Origin of the sequence: Desnuesiella massiliensis (assembly GCF_001403615.1) — a bacterium.
GTDB lineage: Bacteria > Bacillota > Clostridia > Clostridiales > Clostridiaceae > Desnuesiella > Desnuesiella massiliensis.
Genome location: NZ_LN879455.1, coordinates 428,002 through 446,754 on the forward strand (window position 1 = coordinate 428,002; position 18,753 = coordinate 446,754).

The window sequence follows — 18,753 nt, forward strand, 5'->3', positions numbered from 1 at the left end:
CTAATCATTAGCCACGCTTTACAAACTCCTAATTTTTTTCGTAGCATTAGCGGAGAAAAAATTTCCTTCATTGTGAATTGTGAACTGTGCATTAAAAAAAGGCTAGAGAATAGCCTTTTAATAAAAATTGCATCGCAATTTTTATTTAGAGTGTCGTGGTCTATTTTAATAATTTCAGAACTTGCTGTTCAAAATCTATATAATTACTATCCTCACTATAGTCTGTAGGTACTTCTAAATAATCTATAAAAATCTCTTCTTTTTCTAACAGTTTAAAAATCTCTTCCATAAATATTCCACGGTTGCCTGTAATACTGCAAGTAGGGCTTTCATTGATGCCTATAATTCCCTTGATTTCATATCCTGCAGATATGTATTTTTTTATATCCTCTATAATTGGTATAAATAAGTTCTTGCACAATTCTCTGTATTCTTTTGTATCGTACTCTTCTTTGGACATAGGAACTCTCGTTGGTCCTAAAAATTTGAATTCGGGACAGGGAAGTTGAAGCACACCTACACCCATATCTAAGAATATTTTTGCTATAGGAAAGGGACCTTTTGCTCTAGCTAATGGAGCTACTACACTATTTTGGTTAAGTATGCAGTGACTTACTATTATAAGCTTTTTATTTCTATCCATTCTGATACCTCTGATTCATATATTATTAAATTTAGATTATACCATGAAAATTTAGAAACTTTTTAATTATTGATAAATTCTATGGTTGGTTACGACTGTATTATGAAAAAGTATTGGAGTTTCTAATGAGACAACAATATAATCTTATTGGAAAATAATATTAAAGGTAGGTGAAAGAAATGAGAAATAATAAGGTTAGAATCATGGTATTATGCTCAGTAGCTATAGCATTAAATATAGTGCTAGGTATAATTACTAGCAGTTTAAAATTGCCATTATATTTAGATACTATAGGAACAATATTTATAGCAGTTTATTATGGTCCTTGGTATGGTGCCGCAGTAGGAGGGCTTACAAATTTAATTACCGGAATTATTTTTAATCCTAAAGATATACCATTTTTGATTGTAAGCGTAGTAGTAGCCTTAGTTGTGGGATTCATAAGCAGAAAATTTAGCTTTAATTTTGTTACAGCCATCATAACTGGATTGATATTAAGTGTAGTGGCTCCGTTGATTGGAACGCCTATTGGAATTTGGGTATACGGAGGATTAACAGGTACAGGTCTTGATTTCTTATTCCTATGGCTGCAAAAGAGTGGAAGTAATATTTTTGCAGCATCCTTCCAAACTAAAGTTGTCAGTAATCTTTTGGATAAGATTGGTTCTTGTTTAATAGTATTTCTATTGATACAAGCATTGCCTGCTGCTTTTAGGCCTGAGAGGGAAATTAGCAGGGGAATGTAGAGAAATTAAAGAGTAATTGAGGACATCTAGTTAAATCTAGGTGTTTTTAATTATTACAGAATAAACTATCCTTAATTTATTACATAAATAAAACTTAAATAAATAGAATAAAACCAATTATTATTTCTAAAACTATATGGAGAGTTTAAAATTAAAATCATAAGGAGTGACTTATAATGTTTAAGCACGAAAAAAATTTACTGCATGAAGTAAAAATTGATAAGGTTAATCCTCAGTATGCAGTACTAATGCAAGAGCAGCTTGGTGGAGGTAATGGTGAATTAAAAGCAGCATTACAGTATTTATCTCAAAGTTTTAGAATTAATAATCAAGAAATTAAGGATTTATTCTTAGATATTGCTGCAGAAGAGTTAAGTCATATGGAAATGGTGGCACAGACTATAAATTTATTAAATGGACATAATGTAGATTATCAAACTGTAGGTACTGGAGAAATTGAAACTCATGTTTTATCAGGTTTATCACCTGTGTTAACAAATTCTTCTGGGGCTCCTTGGTCAGCAAATTATGTAACCGTAACAGGGGATTTAGTGGCTGATCTACTTTCGAATATAGCCTCAGAACAAAGAGCAAAGGTGGTATATGAATATCTATATCGTCAAATTAATGATAAGTATGTAAAACAAACTATTGATTTTTTATTAAACCGTGAAGAAGCTCATAATGCATTGTTTAGAGAAGCATTAAATAAAGTTAAAGACACTGGATCTAATAGAGATTTTGGGGTAACAGAAGATTCTAAGCTTTACTTTGATTTATCTACACCAGGAAGATTTTTTGAAAATCCTAACCCCACAGCGCCATCCTTTACTAATCCTAGACAATAAAAGCTTTAGCTAATAATGCAAATTTTATTAATTAAAAATAAGTCTACTAAGCAAATAAGTCCTTCCAAGTTATCTTGGAAGGACTTATCTTATACTTTTAAAGCACAAAGAATTCTTAAATAGTAGTTTGCTTCTCTAGTTACATGGTCTGCTAATAGGGCGGGCATAATAGCTTTTATTTTACAGTGTAACAAGCCTTCCGTTCCTTGCCTTTTAAAGTTTCTCAATTCTGTCACAAGCTTATAACTATCATCAGTTACGGACTTGACATTACTTGGATTATTAACAAGTGCCTTTGTTTTTTCCTCAAGTTTCTCAAATTCTTCTGCAAATTCATTGGCCTTTCTAAATAGCTTAGTTTCAGATGGATCTAAATATCCCCTTATGAACTTAGAATGTTCTTCCATTATATCATTCCAAAAAATTTCCTCTTCTATAAGCTCTTTTAGTGTTACATCTTTATCTCGTTTAGCTTGAAGCTTACTAAGGGTATTTATATAAGCACGGGCCTCTCTTATGACATGATCAAGGTTTAATGGGTAAGTATAGCTGAAGGCTTTACAGGATAGAATTTGATTAAGAATATTGGTTTGAAATCTTATAGCTGAGTTTCCCACTTTAATTATGTCCTGATTAAGGGCTGATACTCGATTAACTATGCTTTCTTTGGTAGGATAATTTTTTCTATAACCTAAGTTCATCTCTCTAACTGTTAAAGTAGTATCGATAGGAATACCTGTTAAGGTTTGGGCTGCCTGTTCAGCTGGAAGAGTAAATTCAGTAACTAGCTCGGAGGAATTTTTTACTTCCTCGCTTATGTTGCCTTGGGACAAGGATATTGCTCTAGAAAGCAATGCCTCTAAGGTTCTGTTCATTGAAATAAACTGCATGGAAATATGAACATCCTTAGGTGGTAATGAAGCTGCTGCAAAGATAGCATGTTCCTTTAATATCCTTAAGAAAAATAAATTTAGCTCTAAGGAGAGCTTTACATATTGTTCGCTTCCTGCCATGATTACCTCTCTTATATAATATATTGCAATAATTATAATATGATATTTTAATATCTTTGTTACTACATTTTAATATTTTTATAATTTATAATAATAATTCAATTTTTATAGTAGAGTTTTATACTTATTATTTTAACATTTTCAACTCTTGAACATATAATTAAAATAGATAGTGTTTATAGGAGGAATAAGTTTGATTCTTTGCTATCCATATTTCGGTTATAAAACAAAATGCGAGGAAGTTCCAATGACCTTTCCACCTCAGCATCAACCTATGCAGCCTGGATTTGAAACCCTTATGCATCCAAGACCCATATTTGATAACCCTGACTATACTGGAAGCGGCAAATTAAAAAATAAGGTAGCTTTGATTACTGGTGGAGATAGTGGAATTGGAAGAGCTGTATCTTTAGTCTTTGCTAAAGAAGGAGCAAATATTGTTATTGTTTACTTTAATGAACATGAGGATGCAAGAGAAACAAAATCCCTAGTAGAGGCTCAAGGAAGAAAGTGTATTATAATTTCTGGTGATTTGAGGCAAGAGAGCTTCTGTAAGAGGATAGTTAAGGAAACTATTTCCGCATTTGGACATTTAGATGTGCTAGTTAATAATGCAGGAGTGCAGTTCCCTCAGAATAGTCTTGAAGATATTACTTCAGAACAATTAGAGGATACCTTCCGTACAAATATCTTTCCGCTATTCTATGTTACTAAAGCGGCTTTACCATATCTTAAATGTGGTAGTACAATCATAAACACAGCCTCTGTCACAGCTTATAGAGGAAATAAGTATCTTATTGATTATTCATCTACAAAGGGAGCTATTGTTAGTTTTACACGTTCATTGGCGATTTCTCTTGTATCAAAAGGAATAAGAGTTAATGGTGTTGCTCCTGGTCCTATTTGGACACCACTACAACCTGCCAGCTATCCAGCAGAATATATAACAACTTTTGGATTGGATACTCCTATGAAAAGAGCTGGTCAGCCTGTAGAGCTCGGACCTACTTATGTGTATTTAGCTTCTGAGGACTCTAGTTATGTTACTGGGCAAATACTTCATGTAAATGGTGGTAGTTATGTAGGCTCTTAATCTTTTTTCTTTAATTTCATGTTATGTAAGTATAGTTCTTTTAAGGAGAGTTAAATGAGCAAATATTTAAGAAGTAATGCGGTGGCTTATGCTAAAACCTTTGCTTTAAAGCCTAATCCTGCTTATAGGTATTTTCCTCTCATAGGAGATTCTAGTGGAGACTGTGCTAATTTTCTGTCACAGTGTTTATATGCAGGAGGGGCTCCTATGACCTATGACCCTAAGCATCCTTGGTGGTATAATAATAAAAATACCTCTAATGTAATGGATGATACTTGGTCCATACCTTGGACTGTGGCAAACTCCTTATATTACTATTTAAAGATTAATCAAAGCGTCAATTACTTTGGAGCAAAAGGAGTGGAGGTTTTTAATAAAAAAGAGTTAGAGCTTGGAGACTTCATATTTTTTGAGGGGAGCAGCGGAACTATATTTCATTCTGCTATTATAACTTCCTTTAGTAGAGGAGAACCTCTAGTAAGTCAGCATTCCTACGAAGCTCTAAACATTCCATATACAAGTTCCTGGCCAGCTAAAAGGCATCATTTTATAAAGATTACAATCTAGGCATATGTAAAAAATCACAGCAGCAAAAGCTTAATTTTTACTGCTGTGATTTATAGTTGAAATTGTTTCCCTATAATTTATTCCATTCTGTCATCATTTTCATACTGACCAATGAATATCTCTCCATTTTCATGTATATACATACCATGACCGTGTCTCTGGTCTTTTATCCACTGACCTATATATTTATCTCCATAGCTAAGGTGCTGAATGCCTTCTCCATGGCGTTGGTCCTCATACCAATCCCCTATGTATTTATCACCATCGCACCAAGTATATATTCCATGACCAGTCTTTAGATCATTCTCCCAGTGTCCTACATAGCTATCTCCATCGGGCCAGGTGTATATGCCATAACCATGCTTTAAATCGTTTTTCCAACTTCCTATGTATTTTTCACCAGAAGCCCAAGTCAAAGTACCTTCACCGTGCATCATATTGTCCTTCCAATAGCCTGAATATACAGTTCCATTAGTATATGTAAAAGTGCCATAGCCATGCATCTTTCCATCCTTTCTTTCACCTTCATAGGTTCCAGTATGCACATGCTCTTCCTTCTTTTTTAGCTCTAAAGATTGAAGATTGTTGTTTAGTTTTTTTATTTTAATATTTTTCATAAAAAGCCTTTCCTCCAATTAAAAATGTTAACATATTATATCATTAAATAGTAAGATATATCAACGAATTAAAAATCGCTAGGACTATAAAGGAAAATATGCTATAATTAAAATTAATAGATAATGATTATTAATTGATTGAGTGATAATATGGAGGGAATTTATGTTTGATTGGTTTGTGAATTTAAGTCCCATAATGCAGGCTTTATTAGCCACCTTATTTACCTGGGGAGTTACAGCTTTAGGATCAGCCCTAGTATTTTTATTTAAAAATTTGAATAGAAAGATTCTTGATTCAATGCTAGGTTTTGCAGCGGGGGTTATGATTGCAGCTAGCTTTTGGTCATTACTGTCTCCAGCTATTGAAATGAGCGAAGCAGCCGGAAAGTCAGCTTGGATACCAGCTGCTCTAGGCTTCTTAGGTGGAGGAGTATTTTTATTCTTAGTAGATAAATTTTTACCACATCTCCATTTGGGCTTGGAGAAAAGTGAAGCAGAGGGAGTAAAAACAAGCTGGCAGAGGAGTATATTATTGGTGTTAGCTATAACTCTTCATAATATACCAGAAGGTCTAGCGGTAGGGGTAGCCTTTGGGGCTGTAGCGTCTAACTTGCCTTCCGCATCCTTAGCAGGAGCCATTGCATTGGCCATAGGTATAGGACTTCAAAATTTTCCAGAGGGAGCAGCAGTATCTATTCCTCTAAGAAGAGAAGGCTTTTCAAGGTTAAAGAGCTTTATGTATGGTCAGGCCTCTGGAATTGTGGAGCCTATTGCGGGTGTAATAGGAGCTTTAGCAGTAATATATGTTCAATCAATGTTGCCCTATGCCCTTAGTTTTGCAGCAGGTGCTATGATATATGTTGTAGTAGAGGAGCTTATACCGGAGTCACAACAGGGAGGAAATACAGATCTAGCTACTTTAGCTACTATGCTTGGTTTTACTGTAATGATGATTTTGGATGTGGCCTTAGGATAAGAGTATTGTAATTAAATAAAACATATAAGAAAAAAGCGACTTTGGTCGCTTTTTTGAATTGTGCTCTGTACATTGTGCATTAAATAAAAATTGCTTCGTAATTTTTATTTAAAATCAGTTCATTTTAAAGCATCTATCATAATTAACAGAAAAAGCTTCATCTTTTTTCGTGGTAATATGGCCAGAATTATAAGGCTTTCCATCTAGGGTTATCAATACTTTATCTGCCTTATAATTGTAGCCAAGGGTATTGACTATGGCTTGAAGAAAATTAATTTCCACGCCACCGCCTAGGCCCATTTCTTTTACAAAATTATTAGAAAAGTCTATATGAAGAATCCCTTTTTCTTCTAATAATTCTATTTTGTTTATTTTTATATTACTCTTAATAGGTATAAGCTCTTTTCTAGGAGTCTTCCTAAAATTTTCATCAAGAATAATTTTAAGCTGTGCAGCTTCTTGCTGTGCCATGGTTTTATCCACATAAAGTATTTTATCTTCTACAGCATTATAATAGAAAAATCTATAGCTTTCAATAAATGGTGAATTCTCCTCTATAGATTTTATTTCAGTTAAAAATTCAGCACCATTAGTTGTAAATAAGGTTTTTATCAATCCTAAGTCCTTAGCAAAATATTCTTTAAAGGTATATTCCTTAGTTTGAGAAGTTACCTCTACAACCTTAAACTTTCCGGCTTTTGTATCTAAATCCATATCTACAGCAGTTATGGTTTTTGTCACACCATCATTAGTTTTCCAATTAGTACCCACTTTTATAGGATTTTTAAGATATACTTCCTCTTTAGGGGAATTCATAGATAATACATTTTTCTTAGCATAAAATTCAGGGCTTCTATATACTGTGAATACTCCTTCCTTTCTTTCTTCAAGCACATTAACTACAGTGGTACCTCCATTAGAGGTCTTAAGCTGAACTCTGTTATCCTTTGAGTACTCTACATAGGTTTGTTCTCCGCCATTTTCAAAGCCTCCTAAATAAGATATTTTCATATTAACTTTTTTAGGCATAAAATCTTTAGCAGAATATTTAAGTTCTTCCTCTGTGGATTTAGTATCTTTATTACCAGACACGGTTACTACATTCTTTTCATTAACTTCCTTGGAGCTGTCGGGCTTATTTGTGCAGGAGGTTAATACTATAGTAGAGAGTAGCAATAGACAGAGAGGAAGGGATTTTATTTTCATTAAAAACACTCTCCTTCATATAATATATATTCAATTACAATGATGCTTCTTCTCGTAGCTTTTTAGGCAAACTATTAAATACTAGATCATAGGAGTTATCAATCATCCAAAATAAATGCTCTTTTATAATATAATCCTCTATTATCACTGTATTCCAATGCTTTTTATTTAAGTGATATCCAGGTATTATGTAAGAATACTCTTGTCTTAAGCTATCTGCCAATAAAGGTTCGCATTTTAAAGATATATTTACCTTTCCTTCCTTGTTTGAAATCAGAGCAAACATTTTGCCACATACTTTTATTACTATAACTTCAGGGCCGAAAGGATATTCTTCTTTAGCACCTTTTTTAGATAAACAGTATTTCTTTAAATCTTCTATAGTCATTTCATATCCCTCACAATAATAAAATTTATACATAAAATTATTTACCTATAATACGTAATAATAACAAAGTTAGTACTGAAAAATATATATTAAACTCCTAATTTAGTCAAGGTAAAAAATAAAAACATAAAAAAGACTTTGATACTTTTTTAAGAGTACACAAAGTCTTTAATATTATTACATTACTTTAGAAATGGATTTTATTTTATTAAGCTCATTTTGATTTTCTACAAGTTCTAAAGATTCATTCCCATTTTCAAAATTGAATCTATAAACCTCCATTAAAGAGGAATTGTCTTCAGGAGACATTATTACATAATCCTTTTGATCTATTAGAAGGCGCTCTTTTACGGTATACTTTACAAGATGGCCCTCTTCATCTCTGAAAGAATATATCTTAGCACTCATCAGTTACCCTCCAATTTTAAAATACATAGTAAGGCTACATAGCTCTTCCAGGAATTAGTGCATCTAAAATTCCAATAACTACAGCTGCGATTATAGCTCCCATTATTGTAACACTCATAGAAGGAACTAAGAATTGAGCTATATAAAGTATTATAGCTGTAATTACAAATCCTTTAAATCCTTTACCAAAGGGTGAGGCATCAACCCCCATAAGTTTTTCTACACCATAATCAATTAAAGATATAACTACAGCAGCAATTAAAATTGGCCATAAACCTACTATGGAAAACCCAGGGGTTAAAAATGATGTAATGGCAAGTACTATCGCAGTTACTACAAGCCTACCTAGATATCCAAGTATACCTCCTCGGCGATCATCTCGTTCTTTTCTTTCTTCACTCATATTTATACCGTTACGCAAAGACTATAAAACTCTATAAGAGTTTATGTTTGCTTCCTCATTCAACGTGCTCGATTTTGTACTCCTAAAAGGATATACTACTTTCGTTTGGTCTAACACTCCAAAGGCGTAACTTCGGATGTAACCCACCCTACATTAACACTATCTTTTAAGCGATATGTGTTAATTTAACGGTTTTTCAACTCCTTTCACATTTTATTGACCATTATAAATGTATTTTTTTATAATAAAAATAGCACTATATCTATAGTTCCCATAAATTTAGATATTATGTATTATGTTAAAGGTTCTAATAAAAAATATTTAAATGTTAAAAAGCTATAAAAATTATGAATACGTACTATTAATATATAAAATATGGTATAATATATAAAAATTATGAATTCAGAGGTATCTATGGAAAAGGTGTTTTATATTTCTTTTATAATTGGAGTTATTTATATACTCATATCTTTTTTTCTAGGAAGTATTTTTGAGGTTTTAAACTTTGGAGTGGATTTAGATCTAGGGTTTGAATTTCCTTTTGCTTCAATGCTAAGACCTGCTGTTATTGCCGCCTTTTTAACTGTTTTTGGAGGAGTGGGACTATTAGGTATGAAGAAAGCTTGGACATTTGTATTTTTTATTGCACTTTTTTCTGGTTTAGCTGTGGCCTTTGTTTTTTCAAAATTTATATTTGAAAAATTGAAAAAGGCTGAAAATACAAGCTCTATAGCAAGAGAAGAGCTTATAGGTATAGAGGCTGTGGTGTTGGAATCCATAATGGAGGAGGGCATAGGCGCTATCACTTATGTGGCTAATGGCAATAAATATAGCTCACCGGCTAAAAGTTTAGAGGGAATAACGGTTTTAAGGGGAGAAAAGGTTATTATCACTAAAGTAGATAAGAGTGTTTTTTATGTAATTCCAATTAAAGAGAAAATAAATATATAAATATATAGTGTAAGGGGGAGAATTTAATTATGCCTATTGATAATTATATCATGCCTATAATGATAGGAGCCTTGATTCTATTATTACTAGGAATTTTATTATCCATGTGGAAAAAGGTTCCGCAAGATAAGGCTGTAGTAGTTACAGGATTAAAGAAGAGAGTTATATCTGGTGGAGGAGGATTAGTAATTCCTTTTCTAGAAAGAACAGATAAAATTTCCTTAGAAAACATAAAAATTGAAGTTAAAATCGGAAATGCTTTAACGGAGCAAGGTGTTGGTATATCAGCTGACGGTGTGGCTGTTATTAAGGTTAAATCAGACCTAGAATCCGTACTAGCGGCAGTAGAACAATTTAACACCGGACATGAACAAAAAACCATAGATATTATAAAAGATACATCTAAGGACGTTCTAGAAGGTAAACTTAGAGAAATTGTATCTAAGATGACCGTAGAAGAAATATATAAAGATAGAGAGAAATTTGCCTCAAGAGTTCAGGAAGTAGCTGCCATTGACTTAGACCAAATGGGTCTTGAAATCAAGGCTTTTACTATAAGAGATGTAGCTGATGAAAATGGATATCTTCAAGCCTTAGGAAAAGGAAGAATTGCAGAAGTTAAAAGAGATGCTCAAATAGCAGAAGCAGAGGCTCAAAAAGAGACAAAGATAAGAACTTCTGAAGCTTTTAGAGAAGGAGAAGCTGCTAAGCTTGTTGCTGAAACTTCTGTAGCTGAATCCTTAAAGAATAAGGAATTAAAGGTTCAATTATATAGAAAAGATCAAGAAACTTCAAAAGCTGTAGCGGACTTGGCTTACGAAATAGAAGCTAACAAGGTTAAAAAAGAAGTTACGGAAACTGAAATGATGGTTCAAATAGTTAGAAAGCAAAAGGAAATTGAGCTAGCAGAGCAAGAAGCTTTGAGAAAAGAAAAAGAACTTGAGGCTACAGTAAAAAAGGAAGCAGAAGCAGAAAAGTATCAATATATTCAAGAAGCTCAAGCGAAGTCGGAAGCTATTAAGTTAGAGGGTCAAGCTAAAGCAGAGGCCATGAGATTAGAAGGTATGGCTAAGGTTGAAATAATCAGAGAGACTGGAAAAGCTGAGGCAGAAGCCATGTTCAAAAAGGCAGAAGCTTATAAGCAATATAATGAAGCAGCTATGCTTCAAATGATTATTGAAAAAATGCCTGATCTTGCAAGAGCTATTGCAGAGCCTCTATCTAAGACTGAAAAAATCGTGGTAATAGATAGTGGAAATGGCTCAGGTGGAGCATCAAAAGTATCGGGCTATGTTACAGATATAATGACAAAAGTACCTGAAACTATAAAGGCTACCACAGGCATAGATTTATTAGGAATGCTTCAAAATATAGCAAATAAAGAAGAGAAGAAGGAAACTACCATAGAACAATAACATAGATAAATATTGAAAAGGGTTGTCTTCAAATAGAAAGTGATTTCTAGAGAAGGCAGCTCTTTTTTGTTGAAATTAAACTTTTAAGAATTCACTTTTTTAGCATAGAATAAGGAAGTACTAGGAAGGTCTAACTTGTATATGTTCCAAAATGACAGTTTAAAACCGTTACGATGCAGATATGAAGTATTAGCTTAAGCTGTTCCCCTAAATTTATTAATAAAAGAAAACCTTTTCAAACTAACAATTAGACATATACTTCTAACATTAGTTCATTTTAATATAGTACAGTACTATACTATAATTTATATAAACAATAAAAGAATTTCAAGGTTCCGCGGAATAATCTATTTTACTACATTAAATCCAATATATATAAGTATTTTTCTTCTATGGGAACATATAGGGTCTCGAGGAAGATTATTTAAATTATGAAAGAGTTTCTATAACAATTAAAGAGGGGGAAGTAATATGAAAAAAAGATATGTTGTTGCTTTGTTAGCCTGTATTTTTGTAACTTCAACGCTTTTTGGATGTAAAAAGGATACTGTGGATACAGCAAAAAGTGAATTTAAAACTAAAGGAACTAATGAGTATGGATGGGCAGTGCCAGAAAATACTTTAGAGCTTAATTTTTATGCTAAAGTTAAAGCTGACCCTGAAAAATCTAAAACTAGAACAGAGCAGTTACAAAAATATGTATTAGATAACTTTAATGTTAAGATTAATAAAATCGTTTACAACCAGAATGCTGATGAAAGATTTAATCTAGCATTGGCGTCTAATGATTACCCTGAAGTAATAACAGAACTAACTAAGGCAGATGTGACAAAGTTAAAGCAACAGGGAAAGATAAAAGATTTAACACCCTATATTGATAAGTATGGTGAAAATATCAAAAAAGAATTAGGAGATATGTTAAATAGATTTAAAGATGAAGACGGTAAGATATATGCATTACCAACTGGATGGGGAATGCTTCCTATACCTGATTATTCGGCTCATATCAGATGGGATTGGTATCAGGAAATAGGCGCTCCTAAGTTTGAGACTCCAGAAGAATATTATGAAGTATTAAAGAAAATTGTAGAAAAACACCCGACAAATTCAAAAGGGCAAAAAGTGTATGCTCTATCCTGGAATAATGATAACTGCTTTATATCTACAGCAAATGCTACATCAACTGGTTCAGTACCTATATTGGCTAGTATTTGGGGATTAAAGGAAGGTTATAAAGAAGATAGCAACCACAATTTAACACATTGGATCAATACTAAAGAAGGGCTTGAGTTTACTAAATTTTACAATAAAGCATATAAAGATGGAATGCTGGACCCAGATGCTTTCTCTAATAAATTTGAGCAATGGAAAACAAAGGTATCCGATGAGAGAATTGTTGGACATATAGGGCCTTGGTGGGAAACTTGGAATGCTGGACATGAAGTATGGCAGAAGACAAATAAAGAATGGAAAGAAGAACAAAGATATGTGCAAGTTGCCATAAAGGATGCAGAAGCTGAAAAGGCATACTTTTCACCAAAGGATACAACAGGATGGGGATACACTGTTATAACAGATAAAGCAAAAAATCCAGAGGACATAATTAGATTTCTTAATTTTGCAATTACACCAAATGGTACAAGGTTATTTGCCTGGGGGGTTCCAAATCTAGATATTTCAAATTGGAATTTTAAAGATGGAAAATGGAGCTTCAATGAAAAAACTAAGCAGGAAATAATAAATGCTAGTTATGATTATAAAGCTCATGAAGCGCTTGGACCAAACTATTTATGGTTAGTTCATGCTCAAGGAGCTATGAGTGATGCTCCAAACGCAAATGCGTGGATAGATCAGTGTTTCAATGATCAGGCAAAGTGGAAAAAAATTATGAATGATAATTTAAAGGACACTATTTATGATAATTCGGCTATGGATCAAATAGAGTTCCTACCAGACAATCCTGTAACAGTTATTCAGCAACAGATTGATGATGTTATTAGAGCGTATTGGGCAAAAGCTGTTTTAAGTAAGACTGATGAAGAATTTGATAAGAATTATTCAGAGATGAAAAGTAAAGTTCAAAAAGCTGGCGTAGATAAGCTAGAAAAGCATATGACAGAACAATATAAGAAAAATTTGACTAAGTGGGGAAAGAAGTAATTTTATAAAAAGAGAAGGAGCTTAATCCCTTCTCTTTTTAATAAAGAATAGCATAAATTTTCTAGGAGGTAAAAGAATGAGCAATCTATCTTTGCAGTCAAATAATTTACAGGTGAAAAAAGAAAAGAAAATAGATAAAATAATTAGGAATTTTAAAAAAGAAAAGCACATATGGATAATTTGCATTCCAATAATAATTTGGGTATTAACCTTTGCGTATTACCCGATGTATGGAATGTTAATAGCATTTTTCCACTATACTCCTGGAAAAAGCATTTTATCCTGCGATTGGGCGGGACTATTCTATTTTAAACAGTTTTTTAACGCCCCAGAATTTTTAAACATATTAAGAAATACTTTGGCAATAAGCGGATTAAATCTTCTATTTGCATTTCCAGCACCAATTATATTGGCATTGTTAATCAATGAAGTGGGTAATAAGCATTTCAAGAAAATTGTACAAAGTATTTCGTACTTACCTTATTTTATTTCTTGGGTGGTTACAGCAAGTTTAATATATTCATTTTTGAGTACTGATGGATTATTACCAGTTATTCTTCAAAAGCTTGGACTCCTAAACAGAGAAATATCATTTTTGGGAGAAGGAAAGTATTTTTGGACGATAATCACTTCAGCTAATATATGGAAAGGTGTTGGTTTTTCTTCTATTCTTTATCTATCTGCTATTGCAGGTATTGATAAGGAATTGTATGACGCTGCGGAAGTAGACGGAGTAAATAGGTTTGGCAAGGTATGGCATATAACCTTACCAGGTATAAGGACCACAGTAATATTACTTTTGATACTTCAAATTGGAAGTATATTAAATGCAGGCTTTGAGCAACAGCTTCTTTTGGGTTCACCTCAGACCCGCGAGTATTGGGATGTAATTGATACCTATGCATATAGATATGGTATACAATTAGGAAGATATTCTTATGGTATGGCAGTAGGATTGTTTAAGTCAGTTATTGGTCTTACCCTTGTATTTTTAGCAAATCGTCTAAGCAAGAAATTCTTTGACCTATCATTAATATAATAACATTTGCATTTAAAGATAAAATGATTGATAATCATTATGATTATTTGCAATATAAGGAAAATGAGGTGGATTAAATGGAATCAAGACATTATAAAAAAAGTTTAGGAAGCAAAATATTTGATGTTTTTAACACTATTTTCATGATATTACTTATTATTGTGATGCTATACCCTTTTATAAACCAATTAGCCATTTCCTTTAACGATAGTGCTGATGCAGTTAAAGGAGGAATATATCTTTGGCCCAGGAAAGTTTCCTTTGATGCCTATAAGTTTATATTCCAACAAAAGTCCATGGCTAAAGCTACGCTTGTCTCTATAGCAAGAGTGTTAGTTGGAACCTCTACTAGCGTAATAGGTACTGCTCTTTTAGCATACATCATAACTATTAAAGGCTTTTCAGGAAGAAAATTCATGAGAAGGCTGTTCGTAATAACTATGTATCTTAGTGGGGGGCTAATTCCTTTTTATTTATTAATGGTAAAGCTGCATTTGATAAATACCTTTACCATATATTGGCTGCCTAGTATTTTTAGCGCTTACAATATGCTTATAATTGCCGCATATATGCAAGGAATACCAGATGCTTTAAGTGAATCAGCAAGAATTGATGGTGCTGGGGAGCTAACAATATTTTGGAAGATAATGCTTCCAATATGTATTCCTGTAATAGCAGCAGTATGTGTTTTTAATGGCGTTGGCCATTGGAATGACTGGTTTACTTCCGTGGTCTATAATCCATCGGGAAAGTGGGATACCCTACAGGTATATTTAAGAAAAGTTTTATTAGAGACAGAGGCATTAGAAAAGATAAGGGATCAACAACTAGCTGCTACACAGTACTCTTCCCTTACCCCTAAGACAGTTCAGGCTGCCATTACTATGGTAGTAACTGTACCCATTGCCATGATATATCCATTCTTCCAGAAGTATTTTATATCTGGTATTACTATTGGAGCCGTTAAAGAATAACCTGAGAAAAAGTCGTATATATCCATATTAACTATATATAAGAGGAGTTTTGAAAATGAATATGGACAACATAAGTAAAATTACAATAAAGTCTTCTAATAGTAAATTAGTTGAGGGATTTAATTGGGCTAAGCAGCAAGCATTAGAATATGTTCATGTAAATGATCCTGTGGGATTATGGTATGAAGCTGCACTGCCAGGAAGAGATGCCTTTTGTATGCGTGACGTTGCCCATCAAAGTACAGGGGCTCAGTTGCTAGGACTACAGCTATTTACAAAAAATATGTTGAAAAAGTTTGCTGAAAATATTAGTGAAACTAGAGATTGGTGCAGCTATTGGGAAATAAATAAATATAATTTACCTGCTCCAGAGGATTATAAGGATGATGATAATTTCTGGTATAACCTGCCTGCAAATTTTGATGTTTTAGATTGTTGTTATAGGCAATATCTTTGGACTGGAGATTTAGATTATATAAATGACCCTATTTTTCTGAATTTCTACAAAAGAACTGTAGAGGATTATGTAAAGTGTTGGGATGTGAATAATGATGGATTTCTGGAGTATAAAGGAATTATTGATTATAGAGGAATTCCTTCATATTTAGAATATCAAGTTGGAGTTAATAAAATAGTGTCAGCCTGCGATATGGTAGCTGCACAATACAGGGGATATTTATCCTACTCTAAGATACAAGCTTTAAGAGGTAATACCATAGAAGCCAAAGAATATGAAGAAAAAGCCAATACAATAAAACATATATTTGATACAGTATGGTGGAATGAAAATAAAAACAACTACAATACTTTTATTTTAGAAAATGGAGAATTCGAGGGGGCTTCAGCATATGATGCTGCTGAAAATATTAAACTTATAACTCCTATGCCATTATATTTTGGTATTGTTAAAGATGAGAAAAAAATTAAGGACTCCATTAAGGTGCTTTTATGTGCTAAAGACATAAATATCGAGACTCAATCACACTATGCAGAAGTGCTATATAGAAATGGATTTAATAAGGAAGCATATCATGTTATTATGGATTTAGTAAGCACTGAGAAAAAGAGAAGAGAATATCCAGAAGTATCTTATAGCGTCGTGGATAGCATTATTACAGGTATGGTTGGAATAATACCAGATTCAACTAAAAGAATAATTGAAAGTACTCCAAGATTAACAGAGGATGTAGAGTGGATTGAAATTAATAATGTTCCTATATTTAACAACGAAATTTCTATAAGGTGTATAGAAAATAAAGAGATAGCTTTCACAAACAATGGGGGAAGTGTTGTATACTGGAAAGCTATATTTAAAGGGGAAACAAGCGAACTACTAGTTGATGGAATAAAGGTTAAAGCTGAACAAGGACATAATTATTGCGGAAGTAAATACTCATATGTTATAGTAGCTGTACATGAGAGTGAGCAGCATGTGGTTAAGATTATTTAATTTGCATTATATGAGGAGGTAGAGGAGGATATTATGAGTAGCAAAAAAGATTTTGATAAAAGAAGCATATATACAATAACTAACTATTTCTACTGGTTTTTCATGGGAAATTTATATTTTCTACTGCTTAATATACCTCTTTTATTCTTATTAATTAAAATAAATTATTATGGCATCATGGAAGCAAGCATATTAGAAATATTTTTATGTAGCCTGCCATTAGGACCAGCCTTTACTGCGCTATTGGGGGTAATGGGAAAGCTCCTGAGGGAAAAAGATGTAAACATAACTAAGGACTATTTTAGAATGTACAAGATGAATTTTAGGCAAGCCATTTTTTTATGGATGATACAACTTACTGTACTCATTATACTATACGTGGATATTAATAGTGTGAAAAATGAGCTATACTTCCTGTTTATTTTGTTATTTTTATTGGTATCAGTTTGCGGATTTTATATGTTCCCTATAGTTTCAAGATTTCACATAAAATCTAAGGAAGTTATTATAATGTCAATTGTGTATATATTTAAAAAGATAAAAACTACAATATTAATAATTATGGCTTTATTATTGAATTTCATGATTTTCTACATTATACCTGGTATTAGTGTATTATTTGTAATAAGCTTGATGTGCTATGCTATTATGTATTTTCAAAATGCGTTTTTAAAGGCAATTGAGACTGAAAATTACCACAGGAAAAATTTCCTGTAGTAATTTTTTTATTCATTTTTCATGAGATATTCACTTGGAGAATAGCCTTTTACTTTTTTAAAGGTTTTTGAAAAAGCTAACTGATCTGTATATCCCACTGAACGAGATACATCTGCTATTCTTAAATTTTTATTTTGCTTTAAAAGCTCGCAGGCTTTATTAACTCTATATTGAATTAAAAAATTTTCAGGAGATATATTTAGTGAAGCTTTAAATAGACTGCTAAAATAGCTTCTGTTTAAACCAATGTGTTCGGCAATATTCTTTACGGTTATATTTCTAGAATAATTCATCTCTATATACTCTAAGGCTTTTTGTATATATTCATGCTTATAATTTATTGTCTCCTTAACATCAGATTCTCCGATTAATACAGATAAAAATAAATACAGATAACCCAGCATTCTAATTTCACGAGCACGTTCAAGCTTTGTACTTTCAAAAATTTTGTTTAAATAGTCTATAATAAGCTCTGAATTCTTTGTATTTATTATAGGGTTATCTTTACTTAATCCCATTTGTCTAATATATTGAGGGGCTTTCATTCCATTAAAGCCCACCCAAATATAGTTCCAAGGAGTATCTTCGTCAGCTTCATAATAGGTGATATCCCCAGGACATATTAAAAATCCTTGATTTTCTTTTACTTCAAAGGAGACATTATCTATGTAGAATTTTCCACTGCCCTTTGTAACAAAGTGAATTAAATAATGATCTCTGATGGCAGGTCCATAAGAATGTTTGGGTCTACAGTTTTCATAGCCACACTGGTAAACGATTAAGTTTGAATCATATTTATTTGTTATTTCTAAAAATAATTCTTCCATGAGAAAATCGTTCATAGTAACCTCCTAGGGTATTTATCTTAAAATTTATGTAACATTTAATTATACGCTAATAACATAATACCATATATACTCCCGCTAGGCAGTATTTATAATTAAAATGAAATTAAGAATAAAGCAAAAGTATAGAAAAATAATAAAATTTTCAGGTTGTTTATATATAGGAGGATGTGAAAAACATAGGTGTTCTTTTTCACGGTTCGCTCGTGGGGTTCCACGCACGGTGTATGGAAACCTATAGAACACCTTTTTTCACAGCCTCCTATAAGAAAAATTTATCTTTAAATAATGAGA

Annotated in this window: 20 protein-coding genes; 12 read left to right on the top strand and 8 right to left on the bottom strand. The window is 32.5% G+C overall.

What is annotated here, in order from left to right:
* Positions 1 to 160: 160 nt before the first annotated feature.
* Positions 161 to 643, bottom strand: coding sequence for a CD3072 family TudS-related putative desulfidase (locus tag BN2665_RS08740; protein WP_055666729.1), 483 nt, complete (start codon positions 641 to 643; stop codon positions 161 to 163).
* Between the two features lie 179 nt (positions 644 to 822).
* Here BN2665_RS08740 and BN2665_RS08745 point away from each other — a divergent pair, with 179 nt between their 5' ends.
* Together BN2665_RS08745 and BN2665_RS08750 are read left to right on the top strand one after the other, a co-directional pair.
* Positions 823 to 1,389 (top strand): CD3073 family putative ECF transporter S component, encoded by a 567-nt coding sequence (locus tag BN2665_RS08745; protein WP_055666730.1) that lies wholly within the window; start codon positions 823 to 825, stop codon positions 1,387 to 1,389.
* Between the two features lie 176 nt (positions 1,390 to 1,565).
* Entirely contained in the window at positions 1,566 to 2,237 is a 672-nt protein-coding gene (locus tag BN2665_RS08750) for a manganese catalase family protein (protein ID WP_055666731.1), read from the top strand.
* 89 nt (positions 2,238 to 2,326) lie between these two features.
* On the opposite strand, the gene BN2665_RS08755 is transcribed toward BN2665_RS08750, so the two are convergent.
* Positions 2,327 to 3,250 (bottom strand): DUF2935 domain-containing protein, encoded by a 924-nt coding sequence (locus BN2665_RS08755; RefSeq protein ID WP_055666732.1) that lies wholly within the window; start codon positions 3,248 to 3,250, stop codon positions 2,327 to 2,329.
* 193 nt (positions 3,251 to 3,443) lie between these two features.
* Between BN2665_RS08755 and BN2665_RS08760 the strand changes: the two genes are divergently transcribed.
* Positions 3,444 to 4,343: an SDR family oxidoreductase gene (locus BN2665_RS08760; protein WP_154674904.1), complete on the top strand. Its 900-nt coding sequence runs from the start codon at positions 3,444 to 3,446 to the stop codon at positions 4,341 to 4,343.
* Between the two features lie 54 nt (positions 4,344 to 4,397).
* Positions 4,398 to 4,910, top strand: a complete 513-nt coding sequence (locus BN2665_RS08765) for an amidase domain-containing protein (protein ID WP_055666733.1) — start codon at positions 4,398 to 4,400, stop codon at positions 4,908 to 4,910.
* Between the two features lie 77 nt (positions 4,911 to 4,987).
* On the opposite strand, the gene BN2665_RS08770 is transcribed toward BN2665_RS08765, so the two are convergent.
* Positions 4,988 to 5,527: an MORN repeat-containing protein gene (locus tag BN2665_RS08770; RefSeq protein ID WP_055666734.1), complete on the bottom strand. Its 540-nt coding sequence runs from the start codon at positions 5,525 to 5,527 to the stop codon at positions 4,988 to 4,990.
* Positions 5,528 to 5,690: 163 nt separating this feature from the next.
* Here BN2665_RS08770 and BN2665_RS08775 point away from each other — a divergent pair, with 163 nt between their 5' ends.
* The gene (locus BN2665_RS08775) at positions 5,691 to 6,503 is read left to right on the top strand and encodes a ZIP family metal transporter (protein ID WP_055666735.1); all 813 of its coding nucleotides are present in this window, start codon (positions 5,691 to 5,693) and stop codon (positions 6,501 to 6,503) included.
* Between the two features lie 114 nt (positions 6,504 to 6,617).
* Here the strand turns inward: BN2665_RS08775 and BN2665_RS08780 are convergent, their stop codons facing one another.
* The 4 genes from BN2665_RS08780 to BN2665_RS08795 all read right to left on the bottom strand — a co-directional run bounded on the left by BN2665_RS08780 (position 6,618) and on the right by BN2665_RS08795 (position 8,908).
* The gene (locus tag BN2665_RS08780; RefSeq protein WP_055666736.1) at positions 6,618 to 7,709 is read right to left on the bottom strand and encodes a GerMN domain-containing protein; all 1,092 of its coding nucleotides are present in this window, start codon (positions 7,707 to 7,709) and stop codon (positions 6,618 to 6,620) included.
* A gap of 34 nt (positions 7,710 to 7,743) precedes the next feature.
* Positions 7,744 to 8,097, bottom strand: a complete 354-nt coding sequence (locus BN2665_RS08785; protein ID WP_055666737.1) for an MmcQ/YjbR family DNA-binding protein — start codon at positions 8,095 to 8,097, stop codon at positions 7,744 to 7,746.
* A gap of 177 nt (positions 8,098 to 8,274) precedes the next feature.
* Positions 8,275 to 8,505, bottom strand: coding sequence for a DUF1292 domain-containing protein (locus BN2665_RS08790; protein WP_055666738.1), 231 nt, complete (start codon positions 8,503 to 8,505; stop codon positions 8,275 to 8,277).
* A gap of 34 nt (positions 8,506 to 8,539) precedes the next feature.
* Positions 8,540 to 8,908, bottom strand: coding sequence for a phage holin family protein (locus tag BN2665_RS08795; RefSeq protein ID WP_055667111.1), 369 nt, complete (start codon positions 8,906 to 8,908; stop codon positions 8,540 to 8,542).
* Between the two features lie 414 nt (positions 8,909 to 9,322).
* Between BN2665_RS08795 and BN2665_RS08800 the strand changes: the two genes are divergently transcribed.
* The 7 genes from BN2665_RS08800 to BN2665_RS08830 all read left to right on the top strand — a co-directional run bounded on the left by BN2665_RS08800 (position 9,323) and on the right by BN2665_RS08830 (position 17,614).
* Complete coding sequence (locus BN2665_RS08800) at positions 9,323 to 9,859, top strand: NfeD family protein (protein ID WP_055666739.1); 537 nt, start codon at positions 9,323 to 9,325, stop codon at positions 9,857 to 9,859.
* A gap of 29 nt (positions 9,860 to 9,888) precedes the next feature.
* Positions 9,889 to 11,274 (top strand): flotillin family protein, encoded by a 1,386-nt coding sequence (locus BN2665_RS08805; RefSeq protein WP_055666740.1) that lies wholly within the window; start codon positions 9,889 to 9,891, stop codon positions 11,272 to 11,274.
* Between the two features lie 471 nt (positions 11,275 to 11,745).
* Entirely contained in the window at positions 11,746 to 13,434 is a 1,689-nt protein-coding gene (locus tag BN2665_RS08810) for a type 2 periplasmic-binding domain-containing protein (protein WP_055666741.1), read from the top strand.
* Positions 13,435 to 13,510: 76 nt separating this feature from the next.
* A complete protein-coding gene (locus tag BN2665_RS08815) occupies positions 13,511 to 14,473 on the top strand; it encodes an ABC transporter permease (protein WP_055666742.1) in 963 nt (320 codons plus the stop codon).
* 77 nt (positions 14,474 to 14,550) lie between these two features.
* Positions 14,551 to 15,447, top strand: a complete 897-nt coding sequence (locus tag BN2665_RS08820; RefSeq protein ID WP_055666743.1) for a carbohydrate ABC transporter permease — start codon at positions 14,551 to 14,553, stop codon at positions 15,445 to 15,447.
* Positions 15,448 to 15,502: 55 nt separating this feature from the next.
* Positions 15,503 to 16,897, top strand: coding sequence for a hypothetical protein (locus BN2665_RS08825; RefSeq protein WP_055666744.1), 1,395 nt, complete (start codon positions 15,503 to 15,505; stop codon positions 16,895 to 16,897).
* Between the two features lie 33 nt (positions 16,898 to 16,930).
* Positions 16,931 to 17,614, top strand: a complete 684-nt coding sequence (locus BN2665_RS08830; protein ID WP_055666745.1) for a DUF624 domain-containing protein — start codon at positions 16,931 to 16,933, stop codon at positions 17,612 to 17,614.
* An 8-nt stretch (positions 17,615 to 17,622) separates the two neighbouring features.
* On the opposite strand, the gene BN2665_RS08835 is transcribed toward BN2665_RS08830, so the two are convergent.
* Positions 17,623 to 18,456 (bottom strand): AraC family transcriptional regulator, encoded by an 834-nt coding sequence (locus BN2665_RS08835; protein WP_074042257.1) that lies wholly within the window; start codon positions 18,454 to 18,456, stop codon positions 17,623 to 17,625.
* Positions 18,457 to 18,753 lie beyond the last annotated feature (297 nt).